This is a genomic window from Acinetobacter pengchengensis, assembly GCF_982235305.1.
In genome coordinates this window covers 1709603-1733667 of record NZ_CEVATJ010000001.1, presented here as the reverse complement: position 1 = coordinate 1733667, position 24065 = coordinate 1709603, and the positions used below count along the sequence as shown (strand labels likewise).

Below are 24065 nucleotides of genomic sequence, written 5' to 3'. Positions count from 1 at the left end.
GGCTGTTTGCGTTTTATTGCTTATGCTAAACCCATACAAGAAAAAAGCCTTTGGGTTCGAGCATGCGCAAATTAAAATTTATGGCGAATTGTGAAAATAAACAAGAGTTACAAGATTGCACTCTGGCACAGAATTATGTGGCGAATTTACTTTCACAAAACTTATCTCATTATGGCTTTCAAACGTTGCCGCAGAGTGGTGCACAAGTCGCTGTAAGTGTAGATCAACATGCGCTGCCTTTGGCAGTAAACTGTCAAAGCCGTGGTGAAGATGGGCATCTTGTTTGTGAAATTACTTCATACCCAAATGAGGAACAAGACTGGCTAGAACGAATTACCGAGCAAAGTTTATTAAATCAATTGGCGCAAGCGGTAGAAAATACTCTGAAAGAAGACCAATCTTTTAGTGAATTTGAGTGGAAAGGTTAAACTAGGACGATATGTGTTGGATGTTTAAAATCTATACATGATTTTTAAATCAAAATCATTCGTTTTTTAATTGAAATGTCATCTAAATGACACATCGCAACCGTATATTAAGCAGCAAGAACAATACAACAAAATAATTTTTATTTAACCCGCTTAATTTGGGAGAGTTAAGTGGGTTTTTATTGCCTAGAGAAAAGTTGCAAGTACAATAAAAATACGTTTGACTAATCAGAACCATTCAATGTTTTTTAAGCATGTGCTGAAATAAAAGCACCTCAGCATCCATGTTGGATTGATTTAAGAGATCATCGGCAGGAAACACAACGCAACGTGTTTTTCCGATAGGGTGAAACAAAAACATGCATTGGAGTTTGTTGAAAGCTGCTGCTATAGTGAGCGCAGTATTTTTTATTTAGGTGGTTTATGCTCGCTTTAATTTCTCCAGCCAAGACTTTAGATTACGAAACTGCATTACCAAGCGATGAATATACTAAACCTAGATTACTAGAACATTCACAAGAGTTAATTGATGTGGCGCGTAAACTTTCTGCCACTGAAATTGCCAGTTTAATGAGCGTGAGTGAAAAAATAGCCAATTTAAATGTCGAGCGTTTTCGTGACTGGCAAGTAGAATTTGATCTTGCTAATGCACGTCAGGCCATGTTTGCCTTTAAAGGTGATGTGTATACAGGCTTAGATGCTTATAGTTTGTCTGCTGCAGATATTGAATTTGCTCAACAACATTTGCGTATGCTTTCTGGTTTATATGGCTTATTGCGTCCTTTAGATTTAATGATGCCGTATCGTTTGGAAATGGGCACTAAGTTGCATAATGCGCGCGGTGAAAATTTGTATCGTTTTTGGGGCGATATCATCACCAATTTAATTAACCAAGATTTAAAACACAACCAGTCGGCATTATTGGTCAATCTGGCTTCCGATGAATATTATAAGTCGGTGCAGGAAGCAAAAATTCAGGCTGAAATTATTAAACCTGTGTTTTTAGATCAGAAAAATGGCAAGTATAAAGTCATCAGTTTTTATGCTAAAAAAGCCCGTGGTTTGATGGCGCGTTTCATCATCGAAAATAAATTGGAACGTGCAGAAGACTTAAAAGCCTTCAATAGTGAGGGTTATTATTTCGATGCAGATAGTTCTTTACAAGGCGAATTGGTCTTTAAACGTCACGAGCAAGTCGCCTAAAGTTGCTTTAATCGTGTAATCTCCCATCATGCTAACGAATGCCAGGTGGGAGAGACTGACCAATTTCCTGTTTGTATTCTTAAAGCTGTTTAAAGGCTTCAATGGCACGTAAACGACTGAGTTTTAAATCCACAATTGGGTGGGGATAATCCAGTTTTAGATGTGGATGTTTCGCATACGGTTCATGAATGTTTTTGGCATCTAAATGTGCCAGTTCAGGTAGCCAACTGCGAATATAATCCCCATTGGGATCAAACTTTTGCGATTGGCTCACGGGGTTGAAAATCCGAAAATAGGGCACTGCATCTGTGCCAGTCGAGGCACACCATTGCCAGCCACCGTTATTGGCAGCCAAATCACCATCAATTAAATGTTGCATAAACCACTGTTCGCCCAAGCGCCAATCAATCAACAAGTTTTTGCACAGAAACATTGCACAAATCATTCTGACCCGATTATGCATCCAGCCCGTTTGTAAGAGTTGTTGCATGCCCGCATCCACAATGGGAATGCCTGTTTTCCCGTGTTGCCATGCCGCTAAACCTGCAGGATCATTGCGCCACGCTACTTGTGCGGTCTGATCTTTAAAAGGGCTGTGCTTTGAAACTTTGGGATAGTCAAACAAAATATGTTGATAAAATTCACGCCAAAGTAATTCATCTAACCAAGTTTGTTGCCCTATGTTTACAAGATGGAAATGCCCTTGTGAATGGACAAAAACTGCTGCAAGACATTGCCGAATGGAGAGTATGCCACAGTTTAAATACGCAGATAATTGGCTAGTACCAGACAGCGCAGGAAAGTCACGCTGTTGCTGATAATCATGCATTTGCTCGCGTGTAAAATCATCCAATAATTGCTGTGCATGTTGTTCCGTGACTGCCCATAAATCTTGTTGTGTGGTTGGAAGCGGATTAAAACCTAAGTGCTTTAAGCTAGGTACTGTGGAGATATATTGCTCGGGAAGTTGAATAGAGGTTTGTGGTTGTGGCAGAGGAAAGCAGCGCGGAATACTGATACTCAACTGTTGATAGGCATACTTTTTAAATGCGCTAAATACCTGATAAGGTTTCATACTTTGATTGCGCACCGTACCCACAGGAAAAAGCGTGCGGTCATGGTACAAAATTAAGTCCTGACCATGTTGGTTCAAGGTGTGTTGAACATCCAGATCACGTTTCAGTTCATTTACTCCCAATTCAATATTGGCATAAATATTTTGAATTGGATGCGTGTCCTTTAATGTTTGACACAGTAGGAGCAACTTTTGTGCAATGTCAGCCCAAGATGGTGTAATTTGAATAATCAGTGGGATATTGAGTTCTGCAAGTTCTTCTTTTAGCGCATTTAATTGACGCAAGTAAAAGTCAATTTTAATGGGTGCATCGTGATGCATACGATATTGCTGAGGCGAAAGAATCACCACGCCAATACAAGGTCCTGCTTGGCTGGCATGCCAAAGCGCGGTGTGATCTGAAATTCTTAAATCTTGTCGGAACCAAACTAAATTATAGCTTTGCATGGGAAGAATGCTTGCGTTGATCGCTGGAAAAGTGACTTCATTATAAGCATGGCTGAGTAGCTTGTCTTAAATGTGAGGGGGTTATTTGATCAAGAAAACGACAATGCACTGCGTTGATTCTTCCTGTAAGGATCTTTCCGCAATAGCCTGCCTGTAAAGATATTTCAATAATGTGCTTATCCTGGATTTTAGAATGGCAAACAAAAAAAGGCAAAGTAAAAATACTTTGCCTTTTGCTTCGATCAATACTGATCTTAGTGGTGATGACCACCCGCACCGTGTACGTGACCGTGATCTAATTCTTCTTGAGAAGCTTCACGGATTTCAACGATTTCAACTTCAAACGTTAAATCTTGACCAGCAAGTGGGAAGTTTGCATCAACAATTACGTTGTCGCCTTCAACTGCTTTTACAGTTACGATTTGAACGCCATCATCAGTTTGCGCTTGGAACTGCATGCCCGCTTGGATGTTGTCTACACCTTGAAACATTTGTGTAGGAACCTCTTGTACTAAGTCAGGGTTATATTCGCCATAACCTTCAGCTGCAGGTACGTTTACAGTAAATTTTTCGCCTACTGTTTTACCTTCTAACGCTTTTTCTAAACCAGGGATGATGTTACCTGCACCATGCAAATAGGCAAGTGGTTCACCTTGAGATTTGTCGAGAGTTTCACCCTCTGCGTTAGTCAATGTGTAGTGGAAAGAAACCACGAGGTCATTTGCAATAGCAGTCATGTTATTGATCCATTCAATTTTTTAAGGGTACATCATAAAGTGAAATGTGGAATTTGTTATAGACATTTCTGCAAATTCTTCACTTTTCCGAGTTTTTTATGACATTTTTTAGTTAATCGGGGCAAATTTTATAATTTCAATGCAAATTTATGCGTCATACCTATAAATTTGCAGATTTTATGGCAGGCTCATTTTAAGCCCTTTGTATGATGTGTAGATGACAATAAAAAAGATGGGACATTGCCCATCTTGGTGATATTTAATTCTTGAGGATCATCGGCTTCTAACCGAGTGAAGTTTTCTCATCTTCTACAGGTTGATGGCTAAAGAAATTAAACAAACTGCCAAACCACATCATGATTCTTTCAAAAATATTGGCTTCAACAATGTTGACCTGTTCTTCAATCGAAAAGCTGTTAATCAATTGGTTATTTTGATAAACGTGTACGGTTGCCAGTTTCATGACCTGTGCCAATGGCGCAGTCAGCAATTTTTCAGACAATTCAATATTGACATGCGTTTGTGTGCGCTGTGCAGGTTCAAGTGTTTCTAATCCACCTTGTGCATTCGTAAGTTGTAGACGTTGAGTGCTTTGATCAAACTGCGCCAAGTTAATTGCATGTGGCTGTTCATACAGTGATGTCGTTACAAACTTTGGCTGACTGCTTTCAATCTTAAACATGCGTAAAGTCGATTTCACCACAGGCAATTCTGCAATCATTTGTTTGGGTTTAATCGCGACTTCATTACGGGTATAGCTATAGGCTAAATTTAATAATTGATGTGCCACCTCAGCGCGTTTTTGCGCACTCTTGGTTCCCATCACCACCACCACCAAACGACGTTCAGGTGCATCACTGTCCAGTGTTGGGCGGTTTGCGGTTAGGGCAAGGTTGTAGCCTGCAGCTTTGGTGAAGCCTGTTTTTAATCCATCTACACTTGGGTCTTGTTTTAATAAAATATTGGTCGCACGGTGAAAGTGCTGATTATAGGTAAAACTGGTCTGTTTTGAATAAGCCAAATAATCGGGTGTTTCAGTCACAATCGCTTGTGCCAAACGTGCCATATCTGCCGCAGAAGAATAATGGTTTGGCATGGTCACACCAGACGGATTCTGAAAATGTGTGTCTTGCATACCCAAAGCTTGCGCTTCCTGATTCATTCGGGCAATAAACTGCGGCACACCACCTGCAACACGTTCACCTAAAGTGAGTGCAGCATCGTTAGCAGACATAATAATTAAGCCTGCCAATAATTGATCTACCGAAATCTGCTCACCTGCTTTTAGATACATTTGTGATTCATCCCACATCACTTGTTCTACCACAGGTGTTGCGGTCAAAATTTCATGTCGGTCTAATTTACCTGCCTGAATATCTTTCAGCACAATATAAGCCACCATCATTTTAGTGAGTGAAGCAGGTGCACGTTGTACGTGACTATTGTGCTCTGCAATCACTTGCCCAGATTGTGGGTCTAAAATTGCCCATGCTTCGGCTTCGACACTTTCAGCTTGAATATTCAATAATGCGGCATGCGTGATTGCGCTGCATAGCCAGCAGAGTGCCGCAATCAGATAGATAACACGTTTCAAAGAAGTTCCTTATTTACACCAATCCATTGGTGTCACAATGGTTTTAAGCAGTAAAAAAATGTCAATTGACTACGGAATGCTATGCCTTTTTTGTTCAGATGGCTAGCCATAAATGCAGACAAATCTCGCATTGACGCATCAATTGCTAAAAAAATGTTAAGCTTGTTACCAAGTTTTTATTTATACATTTTGTATTGCCCATTATGTTGCATTATCAAATCGAATTTGACGATTATCGTCAGCATCTTATGCATGTCACCGTGCGTTTTTTGGCTAATCCTACTCAGGTTTTATCACTACCTACTTGGATTCCAGGCAGCTATTTAATTCGTGAATTCTCCAAACATCTTGAGTCGGTACGTGCTTATGATGAAGCGGGGCGTATCCTCAAAATTCAGAAATTTGCAAAGAATAAATGGCGCTTATTTAATACCGATCATGAATTGATTACGGTGGAATATGATGTCTACGCTTATGATTTGTCGGTGCGTGGCGCTTATGTCGATCAAACGCGTTTATATGTCAATCCTGCCTGTGCTTGTTTGGGCTTAGATGGGCAAGAAGATAAAGCTATTGAAGTTGAATTATTTTTACCAGACGAGCTGAAGCATTTTCAGCTTGCGACAGGTTTGGCAGCAAAAAGTTTGGTGAAAGGGCGTTATACCTTAAAAGCCAAAAACTATGCCGAACTGATTGATGCACCGTTTGAATTGGCAGAACAAACCCGTTTTAGTTTTAGCGCAGCAGATATTCCACATGAATTTGTGGTATCGGGCAAACACGCGATGAACGCTGTGCGTATGCAGCAAGATATTGAAAAAATCTGCGCTACACAAATTGCTATGTTTGGTTCTGCGCCATTTGAAAACTATACCTTTATGACCATGGCAACAGGCAATAGTTATGGCGGTTTAGAGCATCCAAACAGTACTAGTCTAATTACACCGCGTGATGATTTGCCGAAAGCCAACGAGCCTGAACAACCTTCTAAAGATTATCAGCGCTTTTTAGGTCTGTGTAGCCATGAGTATTTTCATAGTTGGTTGGTGAAATTCATTCGTCCTGAAAGCTTTGTCAATTATGACCTGAATCAGGAAGGTTATACATCACTGTTGTGGATTTTTGAAGGCTTTACTTCTTATTACGATGATCTGTTATTGCTGCGCAGCGGTGTGATTGATCAGGCGGCTTATTTGGAGCTGCTTAAAGCACAAATTGATCGTTATTTGCAAAATCCGGGTCGTGCGATTCAAACGGTGGCAGAATCTAGTTTTGATGCTTGGGTTAAGTTCTATCGTCAAGATGAAAACTCGAATCATGCAGGAACCAGCTACTATAACAAAGGCTGTTTGGTGGCTTTGTGCTTAGATTTAGGCTTGCGCTTACGTGGTTCAAGCTTAGATGCCTTAATGCAGAAATTGTATGCCAATGCGCAACAGGGCATTCAAGTACATGAGCGTACAATTTCTGAGTTATGTAAAGAATTGACAGGAGATGATTGGTCAGAGCAAATCCATCATTTAATCAACACGACAGATGAATTGCCTTTAGATCAGTTATTGCCTGAATTTGGTATTCAGTATCAGCTTAAGCAGGACAAGTCTTTGCCATTTGGTCTGAAAGTGACAGATAAACCTGAAGGGGTGTTGGTACAAGCTGCGCGTCGTGAAGGTACTGCTGCAAAAGCAGGGCTTTCTGCACATGACGTGATTGTTGCGATAGATGGTTTAAAAGCTACGACAAAGTCGCTTGAGCAATATGCTAAACAAGATGCAGCTTATACTGTTCATGCTTTCCGTCGTGATGAGTTGATGACCTTTGAAGTGAAAGCTGCGCAGACCGAATTACATGAAGTTGAATTAAAACTGCAAGATCAGGCGAAAGTGGAATTGTGGTTAAAAGGCTGATTTAGGGTTTAGCTATAAAAATGGATGTTTCGGCATCTATTTTTATCTGATCAGATTATTTTGTGTGAGTGAAAAATGAGTTTGTATGTAAGCGTCCGCTGAATCCCATACCTATTTTTTAATTCGATTTAGGTTTCCAGCAGTGCGGCAGCAATTCTTCAATTTGGGTCACTTTGTGTGTCGGTAACCTTTTCAGCACATCACTTAAATAGGCATACGGATCCAAGCCATTCAGCTTTGCTGACTGGATTAAAGTCATGATGTTTGCCGCTCGCTGACCACTGCGCAGCGAACCTGCAAACAGCCAGTTCTTGCGTCCCAACGCCCAGGGACGCATCTGATTCTCTACCCAATTGTTGCATATCGGTAGATTGCCATCATCCAGATAGCGGCTTAAGGCTGGCCAACGCTTCAGAGTGTAATTGATAGCCTTGGCGGTGGGAGAACTCGATGGCACTGTCAGATGATGTTGGTTGAGCCATTCATATAGTTGTTGCATCACTGGTTGACTATGCTGTTGTCGGTATTCGCGGCGGTCTTCCGCTGTACCATCGGTCTTTTTCCTGAGTTCTGCTTCTATCGCATACAGTTTCTGAATCAGCACTAAGGCCTGTTCAGCAACCTGACTTTTCCCAGTTACATGCAGTTCATGGAATTTACGACGTGCATGGGCCATGCACCCTACCTCAATCACCTGGCCTGATTTAAAACGTGCTTTATAACCACTGTAATCATCACAGACTAGATAGCCCTGCCAGCCTTTCAAGAACTCTTCAGCATGCTGGCCTGAACGACTATCCTGAAAGTCATAGATCACCGCCTGAACTGGATTATACTGTGTGGTGGCATAGGCCCAGACATAACCTTTCTTCGGTTTTTTATTATTCTCACCCATCCGCATGATGGTGACCGGTGTTTCATCTGCATGCAGCACCCGCTGTTGCAGCACCACCTCTTTTAAGGCATTGGCCAGAGGTTCCAGTTCTACACCGCAGCGACCTATCCAGTCAGATAAAGTGGATCTGGACAGATCAATGCCAGCCCGCTGATAGATCAGGCGCTGACGGTACAGCGGCAAATGATCGGCATACTTCGATACCAGCACATGGCTGAGCAATTCAGGTGAAGCAATGCCTTTATCAATCACATAGGCGGGCATCGCTTGCTGAGTCAGAGTGTCACACTGATCACAGACCCATTTACCACGCACATGCTGTTCCTTATAGAACTGTGCCGGTCTGAAATGCAGTTTTTCACTGACATCTTCGCCGATACGACGGAGTTGGCAGCCACAAGCACATTGGGTTGATGCAGGTTCATGCTCAATACGGATGGTGTGTAGATGATCTGGCAGTGGTCGACGTTTAGGTTTATTGGTTTTGGCTTTCTGTGTCGCTGCATTGGTTTTATCTGCATTTAGCCGTTCCAGTTCTAGATCAACCGCGGCAATATCTTCTTCAACCGCTTCATCCCACAGATGGATTTGTTTTGCCGTTAAGTGTTCATTCCTTTGGGCGAATTTGTGCTTTTTAAACAGCGCCAGTTCATGCTCGTATTTTTGATTGAGAATAGAAAGATGTTGAACTTTGGCATCCAATTGTTGGTTTGATTGTGCTAGAGACTGATGCTGCAGCGCCAACTGCCTGGTGAATTCCAGCAGTTGTTCATGGGTCAGTTGGCTTAAGTCAGGCAGCGTATTCATGACCGCAGTATGCCTGAGGTCATGACGCAGAGGAAATAGAACGTTTGGAGAATAGCAGAATGGAACAGCCTGGTTTAAAGCATCGTCACCACCTGCTGTCGTCCAATGCGCTGCCAGGGCAAACCTTGGATTAATGCCTGTAACTGTTCCGGGCTGAGGGCCACGGTTTCACCTTGGTGAACTTGAGCCCAGTGAAATTTGCCCTGTTCCAGCCGCCGGGCACACAGCCAGATGCCCAATCCATCATGTACCAGCACTTTCATGCGATGGCCACGTTTATTACAGAACAGGTAAGCACAATGCGGTTTGATGTAGCCAAAGGCTCTCACCACCTGAGCCATGGTCGTATCCATACCTGCACGCATGTCCATGGGCTGAGTAGACAACCAGATTTCATCAATGCGGATCATATTGCAAGTGCCTTGAGTAATTCTGCCAAGGCAGGTATTTCTGATACTTGCCATTTCAAGCCAATTTCTGCTTTTGAGTGGGGTAAAGTAATTTGAACCTTTAACATGTCAGTAGGAGTAGGATCTAATGGTGCAGAGCAAGATAAGGCAATAAATGCAGGTTTATTCGGTAGTGGTGAGCGATCATTCCCTGGCTTACCATCAATTAAGCGAATCCATTTGGATACAAGATTTGTATTCAATCCATGTTGCAAAGCGACCGAAGCAATTGAAACGTCCGGTGCTTTACAAGCCTGAACGATCTGCTGTTTAAATTCAGCACTGTATGTTCTTCGTTTTTTCGCAAGAGATGCGATGGATGTCTGGTGATTTGTAGTCATAAATTTTAGTCCCCACTTGTTTTTAAGTGGGGACTAAATTAAGGCTTATAGGATGAATTCATAAGGTGTGTTCAGCGGACGCTTACGTTTGTATAAAGTTGAAACCGAAAAAAAGCAATTAGCACCACTACCTGTAACAAAATTGAGTGAGCAACAACTTACTGAAAGATACGATTTACAAGAGTGGTTAGCTCACCATCCACAGGCTTTAGGTGAACCTTTATTAATTATACAAAAAGAGTTTTCGGGCTTTGATGGAACAGGTGAACGTCTAGATTTATTAGCATTAGATACACAAGGTAATTTAGTTTTAATTGAAAATAAAAGAGATCAAACTGGTAAGGATGTAGTTTGGCAGGCAATTAAATATGCTTCTTATGTCGCTCCATTTACAGTAGATGATATAATTGAAGTTTATGCAAACTATCTATTAAAAAATAAAAAATTGCTTTCTGAAATAAATGAGGAAGGCTCGGATTTACAAAAACTAAAACTAACAGCTAAATCATTAATTGATCAATTTCTTGAAGAGTATCAGGATGATGAAATGTCACCAATCTCTTTAAATACTCGTAATAGTCAGCGTTTAATATTAGTTGCTGGAGATTTTCGAAAAGAGGTCACAAGTACAGCACTCTGGATGTTAGATCGTGGTATAGATGTAAAGTGTATCAAAGTTGTTCCCTATTTACTGGATTCACAACTATTGATTCAGATTCAGCAAATTATTCCTGTACCAGAAGCTTCAGAATATATGGTGCGTTTAAGTAGAAAAGAGGCAGAAGAAGTATCAAGTATTAAAAAAAAATATAATAAAGATGATATTAAATATTTGTATTGGACTCATCTTTTAGAATATTTTGAAAAAACCCACAATAATATGTATACCAATATTAGCCCTAAGGATGATCATTGGCTAAATACAGGTTCTGGTATTTCTGGATGTGCGTTTACTTTAATTTATTTACAAAAAATGTTACGTGTTGAGTTTTCTATGGGGCGTGGAAGCGCTTGGGAAAACAAAGTGCTTTTTGATTATTTTGAGTCGCACAAGACACAAATTGAAGCGCAATTTGGGGCTGCACTAGAGTGGCTAAGATTGGATAGCAAAAAGTCATCACGCATTCAATACTCAATAGCTGTCGATAGTTATGATCAAAATTTATGGGAAAGTCATTTTGCGTGGCACTCAAAATATATTCAAAAAATGCACATAAGTTTTAAACCTTTTATGCAAGGAGCTTATGAGCATTTAAAACTGAGTAATTTAGAAAGTGAGAATACTTAGTTTGTTAAGGCCTTAAATTACTTAAGACCTTATCTTATAGAAGCTTAACGCGCCCGACGTCCACGACTTTTGGTATTTGGGCGTGTTGTACCATTGGTCTTACGACGTGGTTTTTCACCTTCTTCCATTTGCCAAATACGTGGCGTACCAGATTTTTTCTTAGGCGTACCATCTTTATTTTTCTTCTGATGCATTGGTTTGCCGCCCGTACCACCTGGTTTTTTTACATAAGAACGCGAGCGATATGGCTCTGCCGCAGGGATATCTTTAAAGTCAGGATACAACAACGGTTCAATTTCTTTGGTTTCGCCAGGTTGCAAGCCAAGTTGTACCAAGTCGATTGAACCAATTTTAGTACGAATCAAACGTAATGTTGGAAAACCAACAGCAGCAGTCATGCGGCGTACTTGACGGTTGCGTCCTTCGCAAATTGATATTTCAACCCAAGAGGTTGGTACAGAAGCACGGAAACGGACAGGTGGATCACGCTCCCATAACCATTCTGGTTCATCTACTTTGTGTGCTTGTGCAGGTAAGGTCATACCATCTTTAAGCTCTACACCTTTGCGTAGTTGTACCAAGGCTTCTTCTGTGACATCACCTTCGACTTGTACCAAGTAGGTTTTGTATTTTTTATTGGCAGGGTTGGTAATAAACTGATTTAAGCCGCCATGATCGGTTAGGAATACCAAGCCTTCCGAATCCATATCTAAACGCCCAGCTAAACGTAAGTCTGGATCATCAACAAAAGCAGACATGGTAAGATGTTTTTCATCTTCACGGAATTGGGAGAGAACGTCATATGGTTTATTTAGGATAACGATTTTCACTGTAACCTACTAAAAAATTAAATATATTTTGTTGTGGTTTTCGAGTTACCCGTTTAGTTACCCATTTTGGGAGATGAAGGGTAAAAGCTGATAAAGAGAAGCCCACTAAGTGTGAGTTATCATAACAGATTCTGTTTTGTGTTCTTCAACTTTATTCTTCATGTAAGATGGATACTAAATATATCTTTGTCATAAAGACGTGTTGGCTGCTTAATATCGCCTGAATTGACTAATGTGTGAAACTTGTCTTTTCAATAGCCAATACAATAGGGCTGCGCTACTGAAATGGTATAGGGCGCTAAAGCTCGTAGGGTATCTCCTGTAGAAATGCAGCAGATCACGAATTGATTAGATACTGATTAATCAATATTCATGTTACCATCTTTCTATTTTTGAGGCGAGTGGAATGATAAAAACAATACCATTGGCTTTTCTTTTTGTCTCATCAGTAGCTTATTCTGCGGACTGGAAGTTGGTAACAACTTCGAGTAGTGGTGAGGAATTTTTTGTAGACTCGGAAACAATTACAACAGACGCGCAGAAGGGTAGTGCGCAATCTTGGTCAAAAGCCATTAAGAGAAAGAACGGTGGTGAATTGATAAAGTCTAAGGCTCTAGTTGAATATGACTGCAGAAACCGAAAACATAGGCTTTTGTCGCTAATAACCTACACTTATAGCCCTGACGGGACTGTCAGAACATCGAGTGGAAAAGAGGATTATAATTTTAGGCATGTTGCTCCTGATACCATTGCGGAAAGCATTATGCTACACAGTTGTAAGGTAAGCAGGCTAATTGATGCTTATCATGAAGCGCAGAAATACAAAAAATAAAGCCACAATCTGAGATAGGGGGGCTAAAATTTGAGGGCGTTCAAAATTCTGTGTCAGTAAATTTGACTAGATTTTAATTATATCATCTAATCGACCTTCAAAGTAAATGGATAATTGAGTAATCGTTTGTCCCCATTCCTGAATAGGCATTGTCCATTTTTCTGATGCCTGTTGAATACCAATATACAGTAATTTCATCAGACTATCCTCATTGGGGAAAGCTCCTTTGGTTTTGGTTAGTTTGCGGAATTGACGATGTACGGCTTCAACGGCATTGGTGGTGTAAATCGGCTTCCTAATCGCTTTAGGGTATTTGAAATAGGCGGATAGTAGATGCCATTTGGTACGCCATGACTGAATGACCACACCATATTTTTCGCCCCATTTTTCTTCTAGCTCATCCAGTGCTACTTCTGCCGCCCCTTTGGTATCAGCACGGTAAATTGGCTTTAAATCAGCCATAAATGCCTTCTGATCTTTACTGGCAACATAGCGTAAAGAATTACGAATTTGATGAACGATACACAGTTGTATTTCTGTTTGAGGGTAAATCGCTGCTATGGCTTCGGGGAAACCTTTTAGTCCATCTACACAGGCAATCAGAATATCCTGAACACCACGATTTTGTAGGTCTGTCAGTACACTAAGCCAATGGTTCGCCCCTTCGCTTTCCGATAAATGCAAGCCGAGTAGTTCCTTCTTACCTTCAACATTTAAAGCTAAAATGGTATAGATCGCTTTGCTCACATAAACACCTTTATCCTTCACTTTGTAATGTATGGCATCTAACCAAACAAAGGGATAAATTGTATCGAGTGGGCGTTGTTTCCATGCTTGTAACTGAGGGAGGAGCTTATCTGTAATATTGGTGATAGCACCATCTGAAATCTCCAATCCATACATATCAGCAACATGCTTTTGAATATCACGATAGCTCATACCAAGTGCATAGAGTGATATGATTTTATTGTCAATTTCTTCTGATAATTTGGTCTGGTTCTTTTTAACTAACTGTGGCTCAAATTCACCATTTCGATCTCTAGGGGTTTCAAGCTCAAATGAACCTGATGTAGATTTTACTGTCTTGCGAGTATAGCCATTGCGGCGATTACCTTGTTTCGGATTCGCTTCAATGTAATTCTCGATTTCTGCTTCAAGAGCAGCTTCGGTCAGTTGTTTAATTAAAGGGGTGAGTATGCCATTTTCTCCAGTCAGTGCTTGTCCTGACTGGAGTTGTTTTAAGGCTGTTTCAAAATCAAATGTAGTTGCCATAATGCATCATTCCTGTTTTTAACAGTTTAAGGAAATGACACAGTTTTTTGAACACTACCTAAAATTTGTGGATTTAGTTTATCAGACTTCTTCAGAGCTGCGTCTGCCAACTCTGGCTCGTAGGTCAATAATAGATACCTTTACTGTTTCTGTAGTATCAACTTCTTCAGCCAGTTTTATAAACTCTCGATCTTCAATTAAGTCCATCATTTCTTCATACAACTCAGCATGAACACAGTAAAAAGCAGGGGTATTTCTATCTAGAATAGCTACAGCTTCACCGAATCCTCCATTCACGACTTTCATTGGGTTTTCTTTAAGCTTGGAAATACTAGCCACAAATCGACTGTGAATAATGTTGTTCATTAGCATCACTCCACAATATGTACAGTCAATATTATCAATTTAAAGACCTAATACAAGTCCAGTTAATAGGTCTATAAAGATGCTATTACGAAATGAAAGCTAATGAATGCAAATGACAGTCTTTCCTAGATCAAGCCGTATTAAACGCTGGACAAGTAATCTTCTACTTAATCAAATATTGGAATAAAGAAGGGGGATTTTAAAGCTTTGCATCGCAGTGAATAACATAATTACCTGATACTACTGCTCGCTTTATGCCGAATTAATCCAAAATCAAACCACTTAGTAGATTGAAAGTACAGAAATAGGCTAGTCACTTATAGTGAAAAGAACTTAAGATGAAATCAGTGTATATATTTTTAGGATCATGAGTTCATTAATGAAAATCTATCAAGTCGATGCTTTTAGCCAAGAACTGTTTAAAGGCAATCCTGCCGCCGTACTTGTTAGCAAAACATGGTTAGCTGATGATTTAATGCAAAATATCGCATTGGAAAATAATCTGTCTGAAACCGCTTTTGTCAAAATGATAGATGCGGAAAACTTTGAAATTCGCTGGTTTACGCCCACAACAGAAGTCGATTTTTGTGGACATGCGACACTTGCCAGCAGCTTTGTTTTATTTAAGGATTTTACCGAGGCAAAGACAATTCAATTTCATGTGAAAAATTTGGGGATTTTTACAGTTCAGCAACAGCAAGATGGCAAAATTTGCATGAATTTCCCGATTCGTGCTGCCCAGCAAGTTGAAGATTATCCCGATATTTTACGACAAGCTTTGACTAAACCATTTAAAAACGTCTATATCAATGCACAAGCTTATATTGTGGAATATGAATCGGTACAAGATGTGCTGAATGAACAGCCGAATCTTGAATTATTAAAACAATTGGGACAATTACGTACAGCTATCACAGCACAGTCGAGTGTTGATGTATCAATTACTGCCTCTGCAAATACACAGTATGACTGCGTATCGCGTTATTTCGCTCCTGCTATGGGCATTGCAGAAGATCCTGTTACAGGGTCAATTCACACTGCAATTGCACCACTTTGGGCAGAAAAATTGCAGCAAACCGAACTTGTGGCATATCAGGCCTCAGCCCGAGGTGGCGTACTGTATTGCCAGATTTTGCCCAATGATCGCATCGAAATCTCAGGTTATGCCCAGTTATATCTACAGGGTGAAATTATGCTTTAATTCAAATTTGGCAGTGCGTTGGTTGTTTGATTTAAATCCTGAATTTTGCAAATTTTTACTGTTCAAAGAAGTACATCTTGTTAAGCTGTTTTGGCAAAAATGCGTGATGACTGTGCGCTGTAGCAGTCAAAAATAAAATGAAATTTATCGGAAAAATAATGTTGCTACGTTTGAAAACCTTAAGCTTGTCTTTATGTGTGTTGGCATTCAACGGTGTGGTTTTTGCCCAGCCTGTTTTAGTTAAATCAAAACAAGATATACAAGAATATCAAATAGATAATGGTTTGCGTGTCATTCTTGCACCTAATCAAAAAGAAAACAAAGTCTTTATGAATATGGTGTATTTGACAGGATCACTCAATGACCCACAAGGCAAAGGTGGTTTGGCACACTTGTTGGAACATTTGGCATTTAAAGGTACAGAAAATGTACCTGCCGAAGAGTTTCAGCGCCGTTTAGATCAATATAGTTTAATGCACAATGCCAGCACCGATTATTACTCGACCAAATACACTAACATCATTCGTCCTGAAACACGCGCAGTCAATGAAATGATTTATCTTGAAGCGGAGCGCATGGATAAATTGGTTATGCAGGAAAAATATGTGCCTGCAGAAATTGAGATTGTAAAGCGTGAACGCGAAGTGCGTATGGATCAGCCATTTTCAGTCTTATTGGATCAGGTGTGGAAAACGGCCTATGGCAATCAGTATTTTGGACGTTTACCCATTGGCGATTTAAACGAACTGCAATCCATTAAAATGCAGGAGTTAAATCAATTTTATCGGACTTGGTATGCACCGAATAATGCTATTTTGGTGATGACAGGTAAGTTTGATCAAGCCGCTGTGCTCAAGCAAATTGATCAGCATTTTAGTCCAATTACAGCACGGCAAATTCCCAAACAAGTACAAGTGCCACGATTAGAGAGTAACAAAATTCAGCAACGAAATTTCGTGGTAAAAAAGGGCAGTCAACTGGCCAAATTTAATCTGTATTTAAATGGCAATGACGAAAAGATCAAAACAGCTTTGGTATTGTCACCTTATTTACATACTTTGCAACCGAGTGGGCATTTGTATCAAGGACTGGTAGAAACAGGCAAAAGTACCATGGTGCAGTCCAGCACATGGTTAGATCAAGATTTTAATTTGGTGCTGATGGGGGCTTTGTATGCGCCCAATCATGATGCAAAGCAAGTACAAATTGGCTTGAATCAAAGTATCGAACAGGCAAAAAACTTTGATGATGCCGAGTTACAACGGGTTAAAAACCTGATTCAAAATCAGGCAGACAGTGTGATGAATGATGCGGTTGCTTTGGGTGGTCGCTTGAGTGATTATGCAGTGGCGTACCAGGGCGACTGGACACAATACTGGCAAGATTTACAAGATATTCAACAGTTAAATGTAGATACGCTCAATCAGCGTTTAAAAAAATTTTTTACTGCAGAACATCGCATAATAGGGGATATTCGGCCTACACCTGAAGATCAGAAACAGGCAATTATAGAAAAAAATAATTCAAATACAGCAAAAACTTTAGACCAGCAAGATGTACCTGTTGCACCGTTGAAAGATGTGCAAAGTTATCAGCAAGAAGTGACAGACTATGTGCAAAAATCTAAACAAGCTTTGATTCAAAATGAAAAAAAGATTCAGCGTGGCAGCTTAAAAAATGGTGCCAAGTATGCATTATTTCCAACTGCAACGCGGGATGATAAAACTTATGCCACTATTTCAGTGAATTTTGGTACGGCACAATCATTATTTAAACAGGGTGAGATTCTGGATTTAACTGCGTATTTGTTGCTGCGTGCATCTCAAGAGCATAGCTTGCAAGACATTGCCGATCAGTCAATTGCAGCAGGTGGTTCAGCTTTTGCACAAGCCGATGCCAATACGATTCATATTCAGATTGTGGCAAAAAAAGAAAAGTTTGAGACGTTTTTTAACTTTATTTTAGATGTCATGCAAAACCCAAGCTTTGAGCAAAGTCAGTTTGATTTAATTCGTTCTCAAAGTTTATCCAGTTTAGAGCGACCTTATACCGAGCCTGAAACTGTGGCAGCTTTGACTATGGCGCGTTTAATTGAAATTTATCCGCAGGGCGATTTACGCTATCACTTTGAGCCTGAATTCGCGAAGCAACAACTGAAAGCTGCAACCCAAGCGCAGGTGCAGCAGTTATATCGTCAATTTTTTGCCATGAATCATGCACATATTGCTATTACAGGTGAATTTGATCCGAAACAAATTAAAAAAATTTTAGTTCAGCGTTTAGGGCAATCACGTAACACGGAAGCGTATCAACGCTTAGATTCAACCTATACAGCATATCCTGCAAAAAAGCTGCATGTATTGTCAGAACAGCGTGAGTTTGGCAGTTATCAAAGTTTATTGACCTTACCTTTAGGCGTGAATCATCCTGATACACCTGCCATGATGGTGCTGAGTTATATTTTGGGCGAATCGCAATTGTCTTCACGTTTGGCGCAAGAATTACGTGAAAAAAATGCATTGGTTTATGGTTTTAGTAGTGGTTTGAGTTTAAGTGAATTTGAAGAGTCGGGTGCACTCAGTATTTCTGCACAATACAGTGCAGGCAAGTCGACTCAAGTGTCACAGGCGGTGCATAAAGTGTTCCAGGATTTGCAACGTGATGGTGTCAGTTTGCAAGAAGTTGAAGCTGCAAAAGCTGATATTTTGAAAAAACGTGTGACTGCTTTGGAAGATGAACGCACTATCCACCGTATGTTGGTGCCACAATTAGAACAAGGTCGTGATTTGCGCTATCGTGAACGGCGTGATCAAGCGTTGGCAAAGCTCACTAAAGCCGATGTAGATGCTGTGATTCAGAAATATTTACGCTTAGAACATTTGCTTGAAGTCGCCGCCGATCAGTATGGACAAGCCAATCTTGAAGTGCTTCCGTTAAAGCCGTATTCTAAATAAAGATTTAATTTTCGCAGATAGAAAAATGCATCTATTTCGATGCGTTTTTTTTGTAAGTTTTCTATCCATGCTCAACTGGCTAAAGCTTTAAAAGCGATAAAACTGTTTGGCATTATGATGAAATACTTGCTGCAAAGCATTTGGATGATAAGCCGCAACAATATCACTGGTCGCATCAATTAAATTGACCAAAGAGGTATTCACCCGATCCATTGGGAAATTTGAGGCAAGCATCAACCGATATATTCCAAAGCTTTGTAAGGCATGCTGAATCAGTGGTGCAGTTAAATCTATAATTTCCTGTTTCGAGGCTTCACGTTTTTGCAGGTGAAATTGATGACCTAAAACAGGCATAAATAAGCCAGAAATTTTGCTGTAAACATTTGGGCAGTGTGCCAACTCGGCAATATCTTCTTGCCAACGAAATAGAATATTTTCTCGTGCTGTTTTGGTCACGCCTGTATGTGTGCCAACTTGCCCGAACAGTCCTGCGGGTGTGCCCAAATGGTCAAGCACAATAGAAGTTTCTGGAAATTGTTTGGCCAATGCCAAGACATCACCCAATTGGGTCGAATACGTCCATGCATCAAAACTTAAATTATATTGCGCTAAAGCTTCAAAACCTTTTAGAAACTTTTTGTTCCGATATAAGTGTGGTTCGTCTGCCCAAGCAAAAATCCCTTGATCTTCATGCACGGCTGCCATTTTACGAATTCCACGAAAATATGGAGAGGCTTTGTGATGTCATTTGAGAATTTTCTTAAAAATTAGAATCGTGCGGGTCTGCAGTGGCGACAATCGCGCCCAAAGCTAAACCATTATTTTTAAAATCCAGACTTTCTATAAATTCGGTTTCACCGACTACGTCTTTGCCTTTATGGTCATGCCATTTGAAAAATAGCCGCAACAAAAAAGCCCCGTAGGGCTTTGTTTATATTAAAAATTAATGATCGTGTGAGTGGTCGTGATCATGTTTATGAGTATGGAATTCTTCGTTGTGGCGGAAGCGCAAATAGTTTTCAAACTGTTCACAATATTCATCATAGTTATCTTCAAGCATCATTTGAAATTGTTGCAAGATATATGACATGACTTGGTCTTTGGCATCGCGCATTTCATTGCCATCTTTAAAATTATTGGCTGCCACCCAAGTATTAAAACGCGCAGTAGCAAATAACATGGCAGCACTCACCTGACCACGAATTTCGGCAGGTTTTACTGTCGAGCCTTTTTCAAAATGACAGAAGCCATTGGCCTGTTTAATAAATTCATCGGCACGTTCAAAAAAAGCCGCATTTAATGCTTCTTCTTCGGTTACATCGGTTGCTTCAATCTTTTGAACCATGAATTTTTCCTAAGCTAAAAATCTGAGTGTTTCATTATAGGCAAAGCCTTGCAGAAACAAAACCTTTGCCTTAATCTAAAAATAGCCTAAGCAAAATTGGAGTGGTTGATGCAAGATGCAATTGCAGTACAAAGTTTAAAAAGTGACATAGCTTTATTACGTCAAAATATTTGGCCACCCGTGCAACTTGCCCATGTTGAAGGCTTGCCTATTTACTATGGTACACGGTCAGAAGTAGCAGAATATTATAAGCAATGGACAGGGCTGATTGAACGTGCGCAGGATTTATTTCAACCCTTTATGCAAGATGAAGTGATTGATGCGGTGCATTTACCCAGTCATTTGAACTTGCCCTTATTTTATTTTCATGTCGATCGGATTCGAGTGAATAAAACTCGCGCCAAAGAATCGAAAACTTTTCGGGGAATTGCTAGCCTGATCGAAAAATGCGGGCAATTTGCACCGCAGGAAATTCAGCTTATGCAACGTTGGTTAGACAGCGATGACAGTGCAGCACTGGTGGCACATCGTGAGTTTATTGATTTGCGTACTTACGTGTTTCAACATGGACAAAGTGATTACACGCGCACCCGTTTTTATGTGAATGGTATTGTGCTAAGTGTCGAATCACATTTTGAACTGGTCGATGCCCGCGATAAGCCACGTAAGCAGCGCAGTGACAGTTATCAAGATCCTTTGGCGGATAACCAAACATGGAAAGTATTTGGTAAATATCGTTAATCTTTTAGAAATTCTGGAATTTGCAGATTAAATATAAAAAATAAGCTCAACATGAAATGAATTTATGTTGAGCTTAAATGTGATCATGGATTGATGATCAAACTTCAACTAGGACCAAAAAGGCTGACTTTCAGCAAACTGCTGTAAATCCTGTTCAATCTGTATGGAAATATGATGCTCTTCAGACGCAATCCACCCCAATACAAACCATGTTTTCGGTTCCGTTTGAACATGGCTTTCATATAGACCTTGTGCCACCATCAAATCATTAAAATGTCCTAAAGTTTCCTGTAATGGTTTTAGGGTTTTTAAATATGTTTTGACATCATCTTCTGCAAATAAATTGCTCACAAATTCCACGGTATAGCGTAAGCGTTTCACACGCTTACGTGTGCGGTGTTTAGAGTCCACATCTAACGTTTGGAAATAACCTGCATCATCACAAATTTGTTGATGCATTTTCTGCAAGCGGTTACGTAATACTTTTTTCAATGGTTTTGATTCTGCATCTGCAACCGCCACAGAATGCGCAAAACTCATGAGTTGTAACAGTAATAAGGTGGTGGTTGGTGAACGGAAAATTGCATCAATCGCAATATTTTCAGATGCTGCAGGTGGTAGTTCGGTAATAGGTGAGCCTGCGTTTTCAAGTTGAGGAATCAGACTTTCACGCAAAGCATCTTGATCGCGGGTCGAACTTAACTGCTGAAAGAGGGTAGCCAATTGACTTTCCCAATTGTTATTTGCCAATGCATCATATTCAGCAAAGATTTTTAAGGCACTTCGTAAACGTCGAATTGCAACACGCGCTTGATGCACATGCCCACTAGCATAATCTTGACTGGCAATCGCAGTTGCATTTGGCAGCAAGTGTGCCAAACAATTCTGGGTAATTTGCGTCAACAACTCATGCATATTTTCGGGGTGTTGCAATGGCAAGGCACTTTGTTGTTGAACAGGAATCATGGTTTCATTGTTATACAGCATATTGCCACGCTGCGATTTACTGCGTGTGTCAAGCCATAAATGATATTTTTTAATCCACGGCTGAATATAGGCAATTAAATCTGTAATTTCACCTTGTTTCAGTTCAAACTCAACTTCGTAAATTTCAACCGAATTTTTGCCTTGTCGAATTTCACCTAAATCAAAAGCAACTTCAATTTGGCTGTTTTTGTAATGTGCCAATTGGCTGTAGCGTAAAACATCAGTTTCAAACTGCAGAGTTAAGTCGACTTCTGAACCACCCAAGGCCTTTTTTAAAATCTTCCGAGCTTGTTTATGATTTTCATAACATGCCAAATCACACAATTCAGGTGCATCATGTCCTAATTCATGCTCAAGTTCAAAGCGTTCATAATGTTGTGGACTAGGTGCTTTTAATGTTTGTCGCCAAATATCGCCCTCTAAACGCTGACGCAGTGCAATGCGTTGCCTGGCTAAGTGCTGGTCAGGACTATCATAATATTTAGCCCATAACCGTTGTTGTTGAACCAGTTTGTTCTTTTTAAATGCTTTTTCGAATGCCGCACGATAGTTGTGTGGAATTTGAAATTTTAACTCTATTTCAGACATCGGGAATTCCCTCGATGAAACAAGACAAGTTCTCTTTACTATAGTGTAAATCTATAAATGAACAAGAGGGGAAACTGTGAACAAAAGCTTGAAAAAGAAAATAATTTGTATTTAGTTTTTAAGATAAAGCAGCCGAATGAATATTCACAAGGCTGCCGTTGTATTGCAGTATTTTTAGCGGTTGTTGTGAGGATATTAAGGGAGCTTATTTTAAGAATTTACGGCTCACCATAAATTGTTCAGTCGCTTCTAATAAACGTTGTGCATACACTTCCTGTTTTGCGGTTAGCCAGCCCAAAACAAACCAGTCGCTCGTTTCCAATTCAGTTTGTTGAATATATGCTGCAGAAGATGCCAATATTTGATATTCCTGAGCTGCAAGCTGGGCATCATTCAAAGCTTTACTATATTTCTGCAAATTTTTTACATCATAAATATGCGTCAAAATGGGGAAGCTGAACTTAAGCTCCTGAATACGCAAAGCCAGTTGATCTAAGCTTTCAAAATCGTGAATATCACTGTGCTGTAATTGTTCATGCAACTGCTTATATTGCTGTTGCAACGTGTTTTGTGCAGCAGTTTTTAAGTCTAAACCCGAGTGATCGCTCGCGGCTAAACTAAACATCAATAATTCTAAATAGTGATGCACATTTTGCGTGGAACGGACTAAATTGACCAATTTTTCTTGGGCGTACAAGGTATCTTTTTTTAGGTTTTCTGCAGTCGTCGGGTTCTGTAAAAACGCGCCGAGTGTGGCTTGCATGTGTTCTAAATCCTGCAAGTGATCAAAATGTTGTTTAAATGCTGCAATTTGCATTGCCCATTTATCGCCTAAATGCTTCGACCAATCTTTAAATAAGGACAATGTTAGTTGTAAATGCTGCAATGCGAGTTGCGCCTGATCAATATGACTTTGCTCGGCAACTTGAGCAGAAATTGCAGCAATATTGGGCAATAAATGCTGTAATTGTTGTGCAATTAACAGACGTAAATTTTGGTCTGCATGGTCTTTTTTACTGAATTGAAATTCTTTGCTCTGAGCCGCAGGGCTGACTTTTTGCTGCACAGAAAGCAAATGTCCAATTTCTGCTTTATTGCGTACATCTAACCATAAATGAAATTTTTTCACCCACTCAAAACTAAATGCTAGCAATTGCTGAATAGAACCTTGTTTCAGTTCAAACTCAACCTCATGTACTTCAACTTCTGCATCTGCGCTACGAATGTGACCAATATCTAAACTGATTTCAATGTCAGTATCTTCAACGGTCATTAGTCGTGAAGTACGTTGAATATCGGTTTCAAATTGTAGTTGCAACTGATCCCAATTTTGTCCCAAAGCATGATTCAGCAATTGTTGTGCTTCGGGAATGCTTTGATAAATTTGCAGATCAAGTTGTGGTGAAGTATCAGTAGTTTCAATTGCTGCAAGCGGATGATTATGTTCAAAACTATGAAAATGACTTTGACCTGCCGCTTTTAAAGTTTGTACCCATTGCTCGCCTTCTAAACGCAGTCTTAATGCCATGCCATGATGCGCCAAACTGTGCGTAGATGTATCAAAATAGCGTGCTTTTAAAGGAATTAGGGTCGATTTTTTCGGGTCTAAAGTTTTGAGTAGTGCAGTGCGACGTGCCACTGGAATTTGAAATTTTAATTCAACTTCGACCATGAAAAATATCCTGAACGTAAAGCATGTTGCGCCAAAGCAGCGGCAAACAAATTGGTATTATAAATGTGTGAAAATTGCAGAACGAAGGTTTTGCAAAAGTGCGTTT

Annotated in this window: 20 protein-coding genes and 1 pseudogene; 8 read left to right on the top strand and 13 right to left on the bottom strand. The window is 40.0% G+C overall.

The features are described 5' to 3' along the window. Positions 1–62: 62 nt before the first annotated feature. Both AC0T5Z_RS08450 and yaaA read left to right on the top strand, forming a co-directional pair. Positions 63–428, top strand: a complete 366-nt coding sequence (locus AC0T5Z_RS08450) for a hypothetical protein (RefSeq protein ID WP_004972981.1) — start codon at positions 63–65, stop codon at positions 426–428. A gap of 423 nt (positions 429–851) precedes the next feature. Then, positions 852–1631 (top strand): peroxide stress protein YaaA, encoded by a 780-nt coding sequence (yaaA, locus tag AC0T5Z_RS08445; RefSeq protein WP_435337629.1) that lies wholly within the window; start codon positions 852–854, stop codon positions 1629–1631. 79 nt (positions 1632–1710) lie between these two features. On the opposite strand, the gene AC0T5Z_RS08440 is transcribed toward yaaA, so the two are convergent. The 3 genes from AC0T5Z_RS08440 to AC0T5Z_RS08430 all read right to left on the bottom strand — a co-directional run bounded on the left by AC0T5Z_RS08440 (position 1711) and on the right by AC0T5Z_RS08430 (position 5484). Next, on the bottom strand, positions 1711–3153 hold the full coding sequence (locus tag AC0T5Z_RS08440; RefSeq protein ID WP_435337628.1) for a cryptochrome/photolyase family protein: 1443 nt from the start codon (positions 3151–3153) through the stop codon (positions 1711–1713). 254 nt (positions 3154–3407) lie between these two features. Continuing rightward, positions 3408–3890, bottom strand: coding sequence for a peptidylprolyl isomerase (gene slyD, locus AC0T5Z_RS08435; protein ID WP_291334962.1), 483 nt, complete (start codon positions 3888–3890; stop codon positions 3408–3410). Between the two features lie 283 nt (positions 3891–4173). Further along, positions 4174–5484, bottom strand: a complete 1311-nt coding sequence (locus AC0T5Z_RS08430; protein ID WP_435337627.1) for a D-alanyl-D-alanine carboxypeptidase family protein — start codon at positions 5482–5484, stop codon at positions 4174–4176. Between the two features lie 203 nt (positions 5485–5687). On the opposite strand from AC0T5Z_RS08430, the gene AC0T5Z_RS08425 reads away from it, so the two are divergent. Continuing rightward, a complete protein-coding gene (locus AC0T5Z_RS08425) occupies positions 5688–7391 on the top strand; it encodes a M61 family metallopeptidase (protein ID WP_435337626.1) in 1704 nt (567 codons plus the stop codon). 118 nt (positions 7392–7509) lie between these two features. Here AC0T5Z_RS08425 and AC0T5Z_RS08420 read toward each other — a convergent pair whose 3' ends face one another. From AC0T5Z_RS08420 to tnpA, 3 genes are all read right to left on the bottom strand, one after another. Next, a complete protein-coding gene (locus tag AC0T5Z_RS08420) occupies positions 7510–9093 on the bottom strand; it encodes an IS66-like element ISAba25 family transposase (RefSeq protein WP_001094410.1) in 1584 nt (527 codons plus the stop codon). A 74-nt stretch (positions 9094–9167) separates the two neighbouring features. Next, complete coding sequence (tnpB, locus tag AC0T5Z_RS08415) at positions 9168–9503, bottom strand: IS66 family insertion sequence element accessory protein TnpB (protein ID WP_000618091.1); 336 nt, start codon at positions 9501–9503, stop codon at positions 9168–9170. After that, positions 9500–9883 carry an IS66-like element accessory protein TnpA gene (gene tnpA / locus AC0T5Z_RS08410; RefSeq protein WP_473786275.1) on the bottom strand — a complete coding sequence of 128 codons (384 nt, stop codon included), beginning with the start codon at positions 9881–9883 and terminating at the stop codon, positions 9500–9502. The genes tnpB and tnpA overlap by 4 nt, the downstream gene beginning before the upstream one ends. A gap of 88 nt (positions 9884–9971) precedes the next feature. Between tnpA and AC0T5Z_RS08405 the strand changes: the two genes are divergently transcribed. Beyond that, positions 9972–11171, top strand: a complete 1200-nt coding sequence (locus AC0T5Z_RS08405) for a DUF4268 domain-containing protein (RefSeq protein WP_473786274.1) — start codon at positions 9972–9974, stop codon at positions 11169–11171. Positions 11172–11215: 44 nt separating this feature from the next. Here the strand turns inward: AC0T5Z_RS08405 and AC0T5Z_RS08400 are convergent, their stop codons facing one another. Beyond that, positions 11216–12001: an rRNA large subunit pseudouridine synthase E gene (locus tag AC0T5Z_RS08400; RefSeq protein ID WP_435337838.1), complete on the bottom strand. Its 786-nt coding sequence runs from the start codon at positions 11999–12001 to the stop codon at positions 11216–11218. A gap of 406 nt (positions 12002–12407) precedes the next feature. Between AC0T5Z_RS08400 and AC0T5Z_RS08395 the strand changes: the two genes are divergently transcribed. Further along, entirely contained in the window at positions 12408–12833 is a 426-nt protein-coding gene (locus tag AC0T5Z_RS08395) for a surface-adhesin E family protein (protein ID WP_435337837.1), read from the top strand. A gap of 66 nt (positions 12834–12899) precedes the next feature. On the opposite strand, the gene AC0T5Z_RS08390 is transcribed toward AC0T5Z_RS08395, so the two are convergent. Continuing rightward, positions 12900–14105 (bottom strand): IS256 family transposase, encoded by a 1206-nt coding sequence (locus AC0T5Z_RS08390; protein WP_004973108.1) that lies wholly within the window; start codon positions 14103–14105, stop codon positions 12900–12902. Between the two features lie 81 nt (positions 14106–14186). Next, positions 14187–14471, bottom strand: a complete 285-nt coding sequence (locus AC0T5Z_RS08385; protein WP_435337053.1) for a type II toxin-antitoxin system Phd/YefM family antitoxin — start codon at positions 14469–14471, stop codon at positions 14187–14189. A gap of 379 nt (positions 14472–14850) precedes the next feature. Here AC0T5Z_RS08385 and AC0T5Z_RS08380 point away from each other — a divergent pair, with 379 nt between their 5' ends. Both AC0T5Z_RS08380 and AC0T5Z_RS08375 read left to right on the top strand, forming a co-directional pair. Beyond that, the gene (locus AC0T5Z_RS08380) at positions 14851–15672 is read left to right on the top strand and encodes a PhzF family phenazine biosynthesis protein (protein ID WP_435337054.1); all 822 of its coding nucleotides are present in this window, start codon (positions 14851–14853) and stop codon (positions 15670–15672) included. Between the two features lie 158 nt (positions 15673–15830). Further along, positions 15831–18626 carry a M16 family metallopeptidase gene (locus AC0T5Z_RS08375; protein ID WP_435337055.1) on the top strand — a complete coding sequence of 932 codons (2796 nt, stop codon included), beginning with the start codon at positions 15831–15833 and terminating at the stop codon, positions 18624–18626. A gap of 87 nt (positions 18627–18713) precedes the next feature. On the opposite strand, the pseudogene AC0T5Z_RS08370 reads toward AC0T5Z_RS08375, so the two are convergent. Together AC0T5Z_RS08370 and AC0T5Z_RS08365 are read right to left on the bottom strand one after the other, a co-directional pair. After that, positions 18714–19515, bottom strand: a pseudogene (locus AC0T5Z_RS08370) (amidohydrolase family protein); the annotation flags it as partial. 54 nt (positions 19516–19569) lie between these two features. Further along, the gene (locus AC0T5Z_RS08365) at positions 19570–19971 is read right to left on the bottom strand and encodes a DUF3144 domain-containing protein (RefSeq protein WP_004973007.1); all 402 of its coding nucleotides are present in this window, start codon (positions 19969–19971) and stop codon (positions 19570–19572) included. Between the two features lie 108 nt (positions 19972–20079). Here AC0T5Z_RS08365 and AC0T5Z_RS08360 point away from each other — a divergent pair, with 108 nt between their 5' ends. Further along, positions 20080–20712: a hypothetical protein gene (locus tag AC0T5Z_RS08360; protein ID WP_435337056.1), complete on the top strand. Its 633-nt coding sequence runs from the start codon at positions 20080–20082 to the stop codon at positions 20710–20712. Between the two features lie 108 nt (positions 20713–20820). Here the strand turns inward: AC0T5Z_RS08360 and AC0T5Z_RS08355 are convergent, their stop codons facing one another. Both AC0T5Z_RS08355 and AC0T5Z_RS08350 read right to left on the bottom strand, forming a co-directional pair. Beyond that, on the bottom strand, positions 20821–22287 hold the full coding sequence (locus tag AC0T5Z_RS08355; protein WP_291334944.1) for a CYTH and CHAD domain-containing protein: 1467 nt from the start codon (positions 22285–22287) through the stop codon (positions 20821–20823). Positions 22288–22492: 205 nt separating this feature from the next. Next, a complete protein-coding gene (locus AC0T5Z_RS08350) occupies positions 22493–23959 on the bottom strand; it encodes a CYTH domain-containing protein (protein ID WP_291334942.1) in 1467 nt (488 codons plus the stop codon). Positions 23960–24065 lie beyond the last annotated feature (106 nt).

Coding starts and splice junctions, on each gene's coding strand:
- AC0T5Z_RS08450 (WP_004972981.1), top strand. CDS start 63: ATGCGCAAATTAAAATTTATGGCGAATTGTGAAAATAAACAAGAGTTA.
- yaaA (WP_435337629.1), top strand. CDS start 852: ATGCTCGCTTTAATTTCTCCAGCCAAGACTTTAGATTACGAAACTGCA.
- AC0T5Z_RS08440 (WP_435337628.1), bottom strand. CDS start 3,153: ATGCAAAGCTATAATTTAGTTTGGTTCCGACAAGATTTAAGAATTTCA.
- slyD (WP_291334962.1), bottom strand. CDS start 3,890: ATGACTGCTATTGCAAATGACCTCGTGGTTTCTTTCCACTACACATTG.
- AC0T5Z_RS08425 (WP_435337626.1), top strand. CDS start 5,688: ATGTTGCATTATCAAATCGAATTTGACGATTATCGTCAGCATCTTATG.
- AC0T5Z_RS08420 (WP_001094410.1), bottom strand. CDS start 9,093: ATGAATACGCTGCCTGACTTAAGCCAACTGACCCATGAACAACTGCTG.
- tnpB (WP_000618091.1), bottom strand. CDS start 9,503: ATGATCCGCATTGATGAAATCTGGTTGTCTACTCAGCCCATGGACATG.
- tnpA (WP_473786275.1), bottom strand. CDS start 9,883: ATGACTACAAATCACCAGACATCCATCGCATCTCTTGCGAAAAAACGA.
- AC0T5Z_RS08395 (WP_435337837.1), top strand. CDS start 12,408: ATGATAAAAACAATACCATTGGCTTTTCTTTTTGTCTCATCAGTAGCT.
- AC0T5Z_RS08390 (WP_004973108.1), bottom strand. CDS start 14,105: ATGGCAACTACATTTGATTTTGAAACAGCCTTAAAACAACTCCAGTCA.
- AC0T5Z_RS08385 (WP_435337053.1), bottom strand. CDS start 14,471: ATGAACAACATTATTCACAGTCGATTTGTGGCTAGTATTTCCAAGCTT.
- AC0T5Z_RS08380 (WP_435337054.1), top strand. CDS start 14,851: ATGAAAATCTATCAAGTCGATGCTTTTAGCCAAGAACTGTTTAAAGGC.
- AC0T5Z_RS08375 (WP_435337055.1), top strand. CDS start 15,831: ATGTTGCTACGTTTGAAAACCTTAAGCTTGTCTTTATGTGTGTTGGCA.
- AC0T5Z_RS08365 (WP_004973007.1), bottom strand. CDS start 19,971: ATGGTTCAAAAGATTGAAGCAACCGATGTAACCGAAGAAGAAGCATTA.
- AC0T5Z_RS08360 (WP_435337056.1), top strand. CDS start 20,080: ATGCAAGATGCAATTGCAGTACAAAGTTTAAAAAGTGACATAGCTTTA.
- AC0T5Z_RS08355 (WP_291334944.1), bottom strand. CDS start 22,287: ATGTCTGAAATAGAGTTAAAATTTCAAATTCCACACAACTATCGTGCG.
- AC0T5Z_RS08350 (WP_291334942.1), bottom strand. CDS start 23,959: ATGGTCGAAGTTGAATTAAAATTTCAAATTCCAGTGGCACGTCGCACT.